Consider the following 11203-nt stretch of genomic DNA (forward strand, 5'->3'; position numbering starts at 1 on the left):
TGGATGGTCACTCTTTTTGTATGTCGCCGTGTTTGATCGCACGATATACAAGCTCACCCCAGTCGTAGTTAGTGTGAATCGTGTTCACGCTTACTATGCGGTTATTGTCGAAGTCTATAAGTTGAGATTGACCGCCGTAGCCGTCCATACCGAGTACGTTTCGATTTCGCATCCCTACGTAATGTGTATGGTAGAAACCCCCGTATCTCAGAGCAGATTCGTTTTTGTGGGGATGTTGTCGGCTGGCGAAGCCTTTCCGCTTACTTTCATCCAACAGTGTTCTGAAGTAATTATTCATGCAACCATTATTGTTCCAGTCGTCCAACATAGCGATCCCAACTCGAAGAAAGTCATAACGAGACGCACGTGCGCTGTAGCGAACGGGCCCAAGCTCAAGCGGGATGCTCCTTTGCGTCAAAAAGAATAGGGGGTTTTCAATCCGCGCATTTGTTGTAAACACATCGTTGAGAAACGTTTCTTCGTCTTCTACTTTGTACAAGACGTAGTTAAGAACTACGTTTGTCACTAATCCGTTGTAGTTATACTCCCTACTTGCAGGAGAAGTGCCAGCTAGTTCAAGTTGAGCAAACGAACTTAGTGGGTGAACGTTGAACCATCTCCCTGATTCAATCAGGCCATCTGCTTCGGTGACGACGAATTGATCGCCTGCGCGCATATTTATCAAATCTATGAGACGCTGATCTTCGTATAGAGTGCCGTCAATAAGAGGCCAGTCGTCGATACGCGAATAGACGTCGTCGATTTCTCCCCTACATATAGCGTGTCCTAACAGGTAGGAAGTCCAGCTTTTACCGATAGAATGAGTCCATAACGGCGTGTCATCATCAATCAAGTAACCAAATCGGTTTTCATTGCTTAATGCATCATACTTTATCACGCCATTATCGTAGTAAAGATAGCTTATTATGCCAGTGTTCTTCATCTGTTCATTGAGGAACTGATTCTCCCCGACGTCTCTAACAAGCTGACGGGGATTTTCGGCTGCTTCGGCAGATAGCCTCCCAAACCCCGCCGTGTCGTAAAGCACCTTTTGCAAATAGTACTTAAGTGTCGCGTCATTTGGTTCTGGTTGCGCATATTGAGGGATATAGAATGTATCGTAGATTTTAACGCCAGCATCTTCGGGCATTTTTGCAGTGCAAGCCGATAAAAAGATTAACATTGCGCTCATGAGTATTGCTCGGCGCATCATGTTGACCTCTTCCTTCCTTCGCTGAGATAGTTCTTCAGCGCATTGTAAGTGAACCCGTGTCGCTTACAGAGCCGTTTAACAAGCTTCAAGTCCTCTTGCTTCTGATTCTTTGAAGCTTCCTTAATCTGCTTCTCAATCTCTGCCTTCTGCTGTTCGAGCTCTTCAATCGTTGCCATGTTGTGTTCCTCTTTATGGAAAGGTTCCTACAGCAGCATTCTCAATCATACTGCGTGCTGTTCGTAAGTAGCGTGCCACCTGTGTACTGAGATTCCTATGCTCGTCCCCTTTCGTCGCTCCATCCTTATCGCGCGCGTTGTACTTCAAGCCAACAGCACGTGCGATGCGAACGTTGTCTGGGAGTGTCTTAGGTATACGCTGAGGGATTGGGTCCACTGCGCAGTCGTTGCGCAAGTCCCATATGTCAAAAGCGAGCTTGAGGGCACGCGGCTGCACGGCAGTGTTGAGGTGATAGCGCGCCTTGCTTGAACGTGGATCACTGACAGCACGTCCTTTTTGTTCTGCGATGTGCTTGCGAACGATGCGTGTGAGGCTCTTGTGAGCGTGGTGGCGTGTTTGGTAGACGGGCAGCGCAATCACTATCTGCGCCTCGTCCTCCCATGCACTCTGCAAGTCGTCCTCGTCTGAGAGCACGCGTGTCCACGTTCCACGCAACGGCTCAGCGAACAGGTACGCACCCCGCTGCTCGTTCGTGTTAACACGATTGCGCCACCAGTCGCAGAACGCTCGGTATCTGTCGCCGTCGTAGCGCACGTCTCCAAAGTCCTCGTACACCTTCAGCATGCCTGAGTGCGCTTGTGGAGAATCCGTGCTTGTAGACGCTCGTTGAGCGTCATCCTTCTGCTCAGTTTCTGTTTGAGAGTCTGCTAACAGACTGAAATCACCACCAGCTTCACACAGATCACTATATGTGGTGTTGCGCGTGAGCGCATACCACCACCAGTAGTAGGGGCTTTGCTCAACCTTGCTGCGTACGGGATTGGCATAAGAGCCAAAGCGAGGTGCGTATGAGATGAAGTGCCGCAAGTCCGTCATCGCTGTCTGCGCTCCGTGCAGTCAGAAACCATTCAGATTGGTTTTCGGCTGGTTCCAGCCTAGCGCTTCTCTCGTAATCTGTACACGTCGCTTAAGGAAAGCGGCGTTAACACAGACGTAAAGAGGTACGAGCTATGAAGATGAGTAACGAAATTTTGACGACTAAGGTGCAGGAGACGCTGAACGAGCTGCAGAGCAAGCATGCAGAGTGGGACAAGCAGCAGCGCTATGCCGATACGCTGCTGTACACGCTGCTGGAAGGTTGCTTAGACTTCTATTATTTCCTGCGCAAGGATGAGCGCTTTGAGTCAGCGTTCAAAGGAATGTGTGGGTTCAAGTGGAACAGCAGTACTACGCTTGCATCATTGATTACTAAGTCAGTCTTTGGTGCGAAGGCAAAAAAGGGGTATGCGTACGCGAAAGCACTCATTGCTGCAGTGGATAACGGTGTTGGTGTCAGTGGCGCTGTTGGTATGGCGCAGTGGTTGAAGGAGAATGGTGGCGTTAACGGCGTTATTAGGGACAAAGCTGCTGATGCTGCAGCGAAGGCAGAGCGTGACTATAAGGTTTGGGTTGGCAAGAACTATGAACGCTTTGGTGTGCGATCAAAGTTTGAGCCCATTGATGCTCCACAAATAGTAGAGATGATTGATGATGAGGAATTTTTGCTACTCGTGCAGCGAGATACGCAGACAGGGAAGCTCATCCCCAAATGGTACACAGACGCTGAAGCGTTGAGGGAAGGTATTTACATAGAACGAGGAGAAGCGTTGATGGAGCAATCCGTCTATTTCGAAAAGCGCGCCGAAGTGATAGCAGAGCTTGAGCGCGAAGAAGATGAAGCAACAGAAAAGGTGCTAGAGGCATTAACGGCAGTCAAAAGTAAGCTAGCACAGGCAGAAGACGAGGAAGCTTTGGCGGCATAAGCAAAACTGGGGCTGTGAGTGAAAGCGCTGTACGTGGGTACAGCGCTTTTTTTATGCGTGTCGCATAGCCTCCATTTCCCTCGCCCTGCAACCTGACTGCGCGTGCAGTCTTTCGTCCCCCCAAGCTACGTGAGTGTGACGCTATTGCTCTCTCTGCTGTTGAGGTGTCAACGGCGGCTGTGGCTTCTTCGCTGCTGCGTCACGCTCCTCACGCTCCCTGCCCCTGCTCGTCTGCTGCTGTGGTGACTGCTGTTTGACGACTTTCGTCTGAGGGATTGGTACTTTCTGCGTCTTTGTCTTTGCCTTCGTCTGTGCGTCACCCAGCTTCCTTGCTGTATTGATGATTGAGTCGCTCGTGCTATTGAGCAGAGCAAGCGTTGCAAGCTGTGTGTCTCTGTCTTCCTTTGTGACAGCGCTGCGTATGGCGTTGAGCGCCTTCTGCACGTCGTTGATCGCTGCCTTGCTCATCGCTACCACCAACCACGCAGAAAACGGGGTGAGTTCAAATCACCAGGCAGAACAGATAAGTACTCCAAAGTCAGATTTTGTAGCACGGATTGCTGAGGCTGCAGAACCCCTGTCACACTGCCTCCAGCCACGTCGCTTCAGCGTCTCTGTTGATTTCTCTGTGGCACTGCTCGCTTAACTGCAGAAACTGTCTGCCTGCTGCCTTGTACTGCTCTGTCTGTACCATGCGCTCGCCATAGTGCTGCAGCTTGCTTGCACAGATGGCGATGGTGGCGATGGAAGGCGGCTGGTTCTCAAAGCGTAATGTGCGCATATAACACTCGCTGCGTCCCAGCCACTCCATACAGAACACACGTTCGCTTGGCGTTAGCCCCATTGCTTTCAGCTCCCCATACACCTCATCCAATATCGTTTTTGCCATGTTTTCCTCTCAAGTTGATAAATAGCTGTAGATGCAAGGGCAGCTACCCACTGCGTTTGTATTTATCTGCTACAAGGGCTAGGTCTGTGACATTGAGGACGCCAGTGTAGAGCTGAAAGCGTTCAGAGCTTGTCGCCCATCCCGCTCTAGCAGAGGCGTGGAACCAAGCAAAGCTGCGAAGGGCTTGTAAAAGATTACGCAGTGAAATAGGAAGAGAGGGCTGTGTGTGACACACGCACAGCTACCCTATATGCAGTGCACTGCTGGCGACTTGGTGGTGTGGTGCTGCGTTGGGATTAACTCTACGCACGTAAAGGCAACAGCCTAACTCTGTCTCCCAGCTATGTAGCTGGTTGTGCGAAGTCGCTGACTGAGCCACTCACAGAATGCTCAAAGTCAATGAGAGGCGTGAAGCCTCTCTATGACTAAACAATCTACAGAATACCCCCACAGCACATCATTCAATCATCACAGAAGACGAAAACTAACGCGATGTGTTTGAGCGACGAGCGATAACACAGAAGCGTTTGTGTGACTGCGAAGCAGTTGCACATGTATCAAACAAAAAATGTAAGAGAAGTAGTATTCTCTTATGTATCACGCTAAAGTGTTGAAAACACAGAGCCACTTGCTAAGCACTTTTCTGGTTGCTCAAAAGAAACATCAGAAAACACACTATGCATCATCAATCCACACATTATGGTGATGTATATGGGACAGGCACGCGTACTGACAGACAAGGAACTCAAGCAGGTACTGAACTACAACGATGCCTGCGAGCGACACGCGGCACGCAATCGTCTTATGCTGCTGCTGACACATTGGGCGGGCATGCGAGTAGGTGAAGTAGTAGCACTGCGTGTGTGTGATGTGGCAACTGAAGACGGCGCTGCACGCACAGAGATACGACTGCGCAGCACGCAGACGAAGGGCAAGCACGCACGCACGGTGTTCGTGTCAACACGACTGCAGCGTGAGATTGCCAAGTATCTCAAAACGTCAAACACGCGCTACAGCGAACGTTTCTTGTTCAGAACGCAAAAGAGCCAGCAGTTCTCAGCAAATACTGCGACACAGTTGCTACAGCGCATCTACGCACGCGCTGGTATGCGTGGCGCTACGAGTCACTCAGGCAGACGCTCCTATCTCACCAAGCTGGCAGACAAGGGCGTTGGTGTGTTCGTGTTGGCGCAGTTGGCAGGGCATAGGCACATAAGCACGACACAGCGCTACGTCAGCGTGAGTGACACGCAGTTGAGGAACGCAGCAGAGTTAGCGAGTTAACGCTTGTGCTGAAAGAGCCATTCAGTGCGCAGCTCCGTCAAATGGTTCGTGTGCTGTACATCGCTCTCATCCCAATGAACTGTATACCAGTCCCCTTTTTCATAAAGTAAGCATGTTCCAACCATACTAGCCAATTGGTCGCGGTTATCGTGTGCATACATAGTGAGAGCGACATCGCAGACATATTCAACTTCCTTCGCGCTGGAACTTGGTAAGGGAGTATAGTCATAGTAGCGACCATCGTGCTCACTAAGGCACCACCAATGCTGTATGCACTCGGTTGTTTGAGCGGATGTATCGTGCGGGAAAACAAGCCATCCAGCAATTGGAAGCATGTCCTTCGCACGAGCGTAATGGAATGCGTTTCTTAAGCAGTCATTTGTTATGCCTAACGGCTCTCGTTCTACCTGTACAAGCTCTGCTGTTTCAGTACTGGTTCGGTTCCTTGCAGCTATTAATCGTCTCGTGACGTGATACATAATGGCCAGCCCCTATAATTGCTGCGTTAGGAAGGGAGTAGCACAGTGCTAACTCACTAGGGATGTTTTCAAAGACGAGAGAGCTGCGTACGCAGCAATAATTTGACGCCAGTACGCCTCGCTAATTCCTTAGCTGCAGGTGTATAGCCAACAGTAGTTACTACGGCGAGCTTATCCAGGTCGTGAAATGCCTGAGCGGCCAGTATCTCCTGTACAGGCTTGTTGCCCACTTTGCCTTTGTAGCGCTTACACTGTATCCCTGCAACTTTACCGTTCTTCTTTGCGATTACGTCTATGCCATTATCGCCGCGCGCTGGAGTGACATTAGCTGTCCAGCCATACTTACGCAGTTCCCCAGCAACCCAGTGTTCAAAAGCTTCGCCAGTGCTATGCTTCTCAGTCTGCATCACACGCCACTGATGTTGGATCTTGTTGTAGGCGCGGTACATGCGTTTTACAGCGCGTATAAATTGGTTCAGCGTCATCGCTATGGCCCCTAAGACTCCTCGCTCTGTTCAATCGTGCGCACCCGTCCACTCAACTCGTCTGCTCGCATACGCGCTGTGAGTTTGCTGTAGTGCTGTTCCAGCATCTTCACGCTCGTGCCCATCTGCACACTCAGCACGTAGATGTTCTGTCCCTTTGCGAGCGCACGCGTGGCGTACATATGGCGTAGCGAGTACAAGCTTCTGTTCTTGCCGTCTCTGCCACGTCGCAGCCCTTTCTCGTCCAGTAGTCGTCTGAATGCCTGGCGCAGTTGGTCAGCAGAGACTCGTTCGCCTGTGTCGTCCCTGAACAGGTACTTGTCAGAGCGTAGTGCAATGACTTCATCCAGCGTTTTGTCAGCGAGCGCGGTGTCCATGTCTTTAAGACGTTCAAGGAAACGATAGACTCCATCGCGTGCTATGAGGCTGCGCTGTCCAGTCTTGCCACGCACATAGAACTCAAAGTAGCGCTCGCCTGTGCGTGCGTCTGTGTAGTAGTTGACGTCGCTCCAGCGCATGTTTGTCGCTTCTGTGCCATGCCGCATGCCTGTGTTTGCCAGTATCAGTACATACTCGCGCAGCACTCTGCGTATGCGTTTGCCTTGTTCGCTCGGCGTTTGTGTAAGCCATTTGCTGCGCAGCGTGTCAGTAATGCGTCTGTACTCGTCAAACTCAAATGAGCCACGCGTGTCCGTCTTCGCTGCCTTGTTGAGCATGCTTGGACGTATGCTCTCTGTTATCCATCCATGCAGCAGCGCTTCATCAAACACTCGGTTCAGTGCTGCGTTGTGCGTATTAACGACGGTCTGGCTGGGCTGGTAAGGAGGTGGATTGGCGTCAAGCTGCTGTAGTGCTTCGCGCAGTCTCTCCACGCGTTTGATGCGCTTCTTTAGAGCTTCACGCTTCTGCTCATACAGCCTGTACGCAATCGCCTCGTCACGCCACGCTGCATAATCGTGGAGGTCAGCGACGGTTATTGAGTCAATCTGACGATTGCCAAAGTAAGGTATGAGGTGCTGGTCAATGACGCGTATGTACTGCTTGTACACGCCCTTGCCTGTCCCGTACTCCAACTCTTGCTGCATGCGCTGCTTGGCATGCTCTGCGACGTGTTTGAAGCGACGAGTATTGACGGGGAGGTTGTTGCGAGCGCGTTCTTCTGCAGAGTAGTAGAGCTTGAATGCTGCCTCGCGTGCGTCATCCAGCTCGTGCTCGCCAGTGCTCTCTCTGTGCCAGCCACGTCCTTTCAGCTTGTATCTGCACTGCCAACGACCGCTGTGGCTGCGTCTGTACAGCGTCAGCTTGTTTGGCAGTAGAGAAATGCTTTTCTGCAAGCCACGCACCACAAGTCCCTGTAGTGCCTACGATTGTAGCAGCACGCGTTGTCTTGCGTGAGAGGAGGTGCTTAAAGTGACTGACGCCGCTGGCGTAACGACCCAGCGGCGTCAGCGTGAGGCTTACAAGCCGAAGCGATATGCGATTCCTAGACCGAACTCTGTCTCTTTTGCCTCAACTTTGTACTGACCATCAAGGTAGTCCTTGCTGTCGTAGTCAGTTTGCGTGGCTTCGGCACTGAGGAGGATATTTTCGGTTATCGCATACGTGGCGCCGATGCCATATCGAACACCACTGTGGCTTTGCTTGTCATTCGTCGAACCTTCTGGGGTGTTGATGCTGAGCTTAAAGTCAGCGCTCTGGTAGCCGACGATGCCATAGAAAGCGGTTGAATCACTCACAGCCGCGCCGAGCTTAACTTCAGCGCCGTATGCATCCTCTTTGGTCGTACCGACAGTATCGCCGTCGGAATCTTTGTCAAAGTTCTCGTCAATGCCGTTCAGGTTGTAGTTAGCTGCAAAGCCTACATATAAGCCGTTTTCAGACACCCAGTTGTAACCAAGCTTCAAGTCGGCAGACCCAAAGTTGTTGGATAGTGCCGAGTGCTCAACATCGCCTGGGGCGTCTGTGTTGCTCTGCACCTTGTCAGTAGCAGTGGACTTGATATCGAAGCTCTCAGCAGCAGTTACATCAAGTCCCACAGTGACACCGCTAAGGTTGTCAGCGGCGGCGTTGCCAGCGACGAGGATTCCTGCACTTGCAACTGCGTATGCGCAGTAGCGTGATATCCGTTTCATGAGTCTTACTCCTTTAGACCTAGTACGAGGTTCGAACAATAATGAAGACTCAGTGGCGTGTCATCCCCCTAAATCAGCGTGTGCCTGGGAATGGCACGCGTTGTCTTGCGTGAGAGGAGGTGTGCTACGAGTGTGCTACAGCGCTTGAGTGGTAGAGAACGCGGTAAGTTGTTGAAAAATGGTGGCCAGGGAGAGAATCGAACTCCCGACACGACGATTTTCAGTCGTCTGCTCTACCGACTGAGCTACCTGGCCGCCGGAACCGCTATATTCAAACCGATGCGCCGGGACGGGTCAAGGTACAACGCCTATAATCGCGGCATGAGACAACGCATTCTGCTGCTGTCGGCTTATCAGGCGGATAGCCATGCCTGGTGGACGCAATGGCTTGAGCAGCGCTTCGCCGACATCGACTGGCGGTGCCTGACGCTCCCCGGGCGGCATTTCAAATGGCGCATTCGCGGCAATCCGCTGTCGTGGATCGATCACATCGCCGAGGCCAGTCAGGGCGTCGATCGGGTGCTGGCCACCTCGATGGTCGATCTGGCGACGCTGCGCGGATTGCATCCGGCCCTCGCGGGGATCCCCACCGATTATTACTTCCACGAAAACCAGTTCGCCTATCCGGTCGGGCCCGGGCAGCGGCCCTCGGTCGAGCCGCAGATCGTGCAGCTCTATGGCGCGTTGGCGGCCGACCGGTTGCTGTTCAATTCCGAGTGGAACCGCGGTAGCTTTCTCGACGGTGTCGCGGCCTTGCTGCGGCGCATGCCGGATGCGGTGCCAGCGGGCATCGTCGAGCGTCTGGCCCCGAAAACCGCGGTTGTGCCGGTGCCAATCGTTCCGCCCGCGCCGGGTCGCGTATCACGGGATGCACGATTGATCCTCTGGAATCATCGCTGGGAGTACGACAAGGCGCCTGAGGTGTTCGCCGATGCCGTCATCCGGTTGGCCGAGGCCGGCCATGCGTTTCGGCTGGCGCTGCTCGGTCCCCGACCCCATCCGCCGCCACCCGCCCTGTCGCGTATCCTGGATGCCCTGGGCGATCGCGTCATCGCCAACGGCCGTGTGCCGCGCGGCGAGTATGATGCCCTGCTGGACCGCGCAGGGGTGGTCGTGAGTACCGCCATCCATGAATTCCAGGGACTGGGGATGCTTGAGGCGACGGCCGCCGGCGCCACCCCGCTGGTGCCCGATGCGCTGGTTTATCCCGAGCAATATCCCGCCGAGTATCGCTATCCCGCTGGTGATGCCGATGCGCTGGCGCGGCGGTTGGCGGAGTGGCTGGGTGACAGCGCCCGGCCTGGCGCCCCGGATGTATCGGGCTGGTACGACACGGCGCTGCAAGCGCTCTGGCGGCAGACGCTGAGCGGACCGGTCAGCGCAGCTGCAAGCTCGGGTGGCGGTTCACATCCTTGTACAGGAGATAGCTGAAAGGCCCGGTTCCCCCGGCATAACAGGCCTGGGGGCAGAATGCGCGCAGCCACATGAAATCACCGGCCTCGACCTCGACCCAGTCCTCGTTGAGGCGGTAGACGGCCTTTCCTTCAAGCACGTACAGGCCGTGCTCCATGACATGGGTTTCGGCAAACGGAATCAGGGCGCCGGGGTCAAGGCTGACCACGTTGACGTGCATGTCGTGGCCGATGTCATCGGGATCGATCAGGCGCGTGGTCCGCCAGCGGCCCTCGGCATTGGCCATGGCGACGGGGGCGACGCTGTCGGCAGGCGCGCTGAAGCTGGCCGGTGTGGCGATATCCGCCACCGGTTGGTAGGCCTTGCGAATCCAGTGAAAGGTGACCGGCCCGGTGCCAGGATTGGTGACGGTGTAACGCTCGCCGGGCGCCATCCAGGCGAATCCGCCGGGGCCGAGCCGCTCGGTGCGGTCGGCGTAGGCGATTTCAAGCGTACCGGCCAGCACAAAGTAGGCCCCTTCGCCGTCGGGATCCGGCTCGGGCCGTGCGCTGCCTCCGCCGGGCTGCACTTCAAGGATGGCCTGAAAAAAGGTTTCGGCGAATCCCGATAGTGGCCGGGCCAGGATCCATGCCCGGGTCTGCGACCAGTGCGGGAGGCGGCTGGTGACGATATCCCGCAGCACGTCGTTGGGGATGACCGCGTAGGCGGTCCTGAACACGGCGCGACCACTGATGTGTCCAGACTGATCCGGGACGCCGCCGGGGGGCAGGGCGTAGGGGCTGGTGGTCATGGTCAGGGCAGCTCCGTGGTTGTCACGACAATTGTTTCCTCGAGCGGGGCCTCGTCGCAGTTGTTGCCGGGGCCATCGCGATCCACCACCAGAAACTGCGAAGCAGCCTGCAGGGCGATGAGCGGGTGGTGCCAGACGCCGGCGGCATAGTTGACGCCCTGGTCGCCGCGGGCGATGAACGCGCGCAGGGCGGTGGCTGCCGGTGGTTCGCCGGCGGGCGCCACCACCACCAGCCAGGGACGCTGTTCGAGGGGCATGAACGCCTGACTGCCGAGTGGGTGCCGCTCGAGCATCCACAGCTCCGCGGGCAGTGAATACGGCTGGCCCAGAAAGATGCTGATGATGGTTTCGGCCTGGCCCTCATCGGCGGAGGATGCCGGGGCCGGCTCGGCCGTCGCGACGGCCAGGCGGTGGTAGCGCTCGGTCAGGCCATTGTTGATCGGAAAGGGATCGGTGCTCCGGGTGTCGATGACCGACCCAAAGGCCGCGAAGCGCTTCGCGGTGAGGGGTTCGGCGGTCAGGGTGATGGTCATGCGCGG

13 protein-coding genes and 1 tRNA gene are annotated in these 11203 nt (G+C 54.8%); 3 read left to right on the forward strand and 11 right to left on the reverse strand.

The genetic code is table 11. The features are described from left to right. Positions 1-7 precede the first annotated feature (7 nt). From BBH56_RS09630 to BBH56_RS09475, 3 genes are read right to left on the reverse strand one after another with little or no spacing between them, the layout of a single operon-like run. Complete coding sequence (locus BBH56_RS09630) at positions 8-1213, reverse strand: hypothetical protein (protein ID WP_157809149.1); 1206 nt, start codon at positions 1211-1213, stop codon at positions 8-10. Beyond that, entirely contained in the window at positions 1210-1389 is a 180-nt protein-coding gene (locus BBH56_RS09470) for an H-NS family nucleoid-associated regulatory protein (protein ID WP_148122679.1), read from the reverse strand. The genes BBH56_RS09630 and BBH56_RS09470 overlap by 4 nt, the downstream gene beginning before the upstream one ends. Positions 1390-1402: 13 nt before the next feature. Further along, positions 1403-2266 (reverse strand): hypothetical protein, encoded by an 864-nt coding sequence (locus BBH56_RS09475; protein WP_157809150.1) that lies wholly within the window; start codon positions 2264-2266, stop codon positions 1403-1405. 140 nt (positions 2267-2406) lie between these two features. On the opposite strand from BBH56_RS09475, the gene BBH56_RS09480 reads away from it, so the two are divergent. Next, positions 2407-3192: a hypothetical protein gene (locus tag BBH56_RS09480; RefSeq protein WP_157809151.1), complete on the forward strand. Its 786-nt coding sequence runs from the start codon at positions 2407-2409 to the stop codon at positions 3190-3192. Between the two features lie 141 nt (positions 3193-3333). On the opposite strand, the gene BBH56_RS09485 is transcribed toward BBH56_RS09480, so the two are convergent. Beyond that, positions 3334-3660 (reverse strand): hypothetical protein, encoded by a 327-nt coding sequence (locus BBH56_RS09485; protein ID WP_148122682.1) that lies wholly within the window; start codon positions 3658-3660, stop codon positions 3334-3336. Between the two features lie 112 nt (positions 3661-3772). Continuing rightward, on the reverse strand, positions 3773-4081 hold the full coding sequence (locus BBH56_RS09490) for a DUF6626 family protein (protein WP_148122683.1): 309 nt from the start codon (positions 4079-4081) through the stop codon (positions 3773-3775). 705 nt (positions 4082-4786) lie between these two features. On the opposite strand from BBH56_RS09490, the gene BBH56_RS09495 reads away from it, so the two are divergent. After that, complete coding sequence (locus BBH56_RS09495) at positions 4787-5365, forward strand: tyrosine-type recombinase/integrase (RefSeq protein WP_318262551.1); 579 nt, start codon at positions 4787-4789, stop codon at positions 5363-5365. Positions 5366-5912: 547 nt separating this feature from the next. On the opposite strand, the gene BBH56_RS09500 is transcribed toward BBH56_RS09495, so the two are convergent. The 4 genes from BBH56_RS09500 to BBH56_RS09515 all read right to left on the reverse strand — a co-directional run bounded on the left by BBH56_RS09500 (position 5913) and on the right by BBH56_RS09515 (position 8716). After that, positions 5913-6329: a restriction endonuclease gene (locus BBH56_RS09500; RefSeq protein WP_148122684.1), complete on the reverse strand. Its 417-nt coding sequence runs from the start codon at positions 6327-6329 to the stop codon at positions 5913-5915. A gap of 11 nt (positions 6330-6340) precedes the next feature. Beyond that, the gene (locus BBH56_RS09505) at positions 6341-7663 is read right to left on the reverse strand and encodes a tyrosine-type recombinase/integrase (RefSeq protein WP_157809152.1); all 1323 of its coding nucleotides are present in this window, start codon (positions 7661-7663) and stop codon (positions 6341-6343) included. Positions 7664-7786: 123 nt separating this feature from the next. After that, positions 7787-8461 carry an outer membrane protein gene (locus tag BBH56_RS09510; protein ID WP_148122686.1) on the reverse strand — a complete coding sequence of 225 codons (675 nt, stop codon included), beginning with the start codon at positions 8459-8461 and terminating at the stop codon, positions 7787-7789. 179 nt (positions 8462-8640) lie between these two features. Next, a tRNA-Phe gene (locus tag BBH56_RS09515) sits at positions 8641-8716 on the reverse strand. 66 nt (positions 8717-8782) lie between these two features. Here BBH56_RS09515 and BBH56_RS09520 point away from each other — a divergent pair. Then, on the forward strand, positions 8783-9892 hold the full coding sequence (locus BBH56_RS09520) for a tRNA-queuosine alpha-mannosyltransferase domain-containing protein (protein ID WP_159300351.1): 1110 nt from the start codon (positions 8783-8785) through the stop codon (positions 9890-9892). On the opposite strand, the gene BBH56_RS09525 is transcribed toward BBH56_RS09520, so the two are convergent. Together BBH56_RS09525 and BBH56_RS09530 are read right to left on the reverse strand one after the other, a co-directional pair. After that, positions 9837-10664 (reverse strand): bifunctional allantoicase/(S)-ureidoglycine aminohydrolase, encoded by an 828-nt coding sequence (locus BBH56_RS09525; RefSeq protein WP_148122688.1) that lies wholly within the window; start codon positions 10662-10664, stop codon positions 9837-9839. The two genes, BBH56_RS09520 and BBH56_RS09525, sit on opposite strands and share 56 nt — an antisense overlap. 2 nt (positions 10665-10666) lie before the next feature. Beyond that, positions 10667-11197, reverse strand: coding sequence for an ureidoglycolate lyase (locus BBH56_RS09530; protein WP_148122689.1), 531 nt, complete (start codon positions 11195-11197; stop codon positions 10667-10669). Between the last annotated feature and the right edge of the window lie 6 nt (positions 11198-11203).

The organism is Spiribacter roseus, assembly GCF_002813635.1.
Lineage (GTDB): Bacteria > Pseudomonadota > Gammaproteobacteria > Nitrococcales > Nitrococcaceae > Spiribacter > Spiribacter roseus.

What these genes read in the sequence shown, in the direction of transcription:
- BBH56_RS09470 (WP_148122679.1), bottom strand. Translation starts at nt 1,389, where the DNA reads ATGGCAACGATTGAAGAGCTCGAACAGCAGAAGGCAGAGATTGAGAAG.
- BBH56_RS09520 (WP_159300351.1), top strand. Translation starts at nt 8,783, where the DNA reads ATGAGACAACGCATTCTGCTGCTGTCGGCTTATCAGGCGGATAGCCAT.
- BBH56_RS09485 (WP_148122682.1), bottom strand. Translation starts at nt 3,660, where the DNA reads ATGAGCAAGGCAGCGATCAACGACGTGCAGAAGGCGCTCAACGCCATA.
- BBH56_RS09530 (WP_148122689.1), bottom strand. Translation starts at nt 11,197, where the DNA reads ATGACCATCACCCTGACCGCCGAACCCCTCACCGCGAAGCGCTTCGCG.
- BBH56_RS09500 (WP_148122684.1), bottom strand. Translation starts at nt 6,329, where the DNA reads ATGACGCTGAACCAATTTATACGCGCTGTAAAACGCATGTACCGCGCC.
- BBH56_RS09480 (WP_157809151.1), top strand. Translation starts at nt 2,407, where the DNA reads ATGAGTAACGAAATTTTGACGACTAAGGTGCAGGAGACGCTGAACGAG.
- BBH56_RS09525 (WP_148122688.1), bottom strand. Translation starts at nt 10,664, where the DNA reads ATGACCACCAGCCCCTACGCCCTGCCCCCCGGCGGCGTCCCGGATCAG.
- BBH56_RS09475 (WP_157809150.1), bottom strand. Translation starts at nt 2,266, where the DNA reads ATGACGGACTTGCGGCACTTCATCTCATACGCACCTCGCTTTGGCTCT.
- BBH56_RS09495 (WP_318262551.1), top strand. Translation starts at nt 4,787, where the DNA reads ATGTATATGGGACAGGCACGCGTACTGACAGACAAGGAACTCAAGCAG.
- BBH56_RS09510 (WP_148122686.1), bottom strand. Translation starts at nt 8,461, where the DNA reads ATGAAACGGATATCACGCTACTGCGCATACGCAGTTGCAAGTGCAGGA.
- BBH56_RS09630 (WP_157809149.1), bottom strand. Translation starts at nt 1,213, where the DNA reads ATGATGCGCCGAGCAATACTCATGAGCGCAATGTTAATCTTTTTATCG.
- BBH56_RS09490 (WP_148122683.1), bottom strand. Translation starts at nt 4,081, where the DNA reads ATGGCAAAAACGATATTGGATGAGGTGTATGGGGAGCTGAAAGCAATG.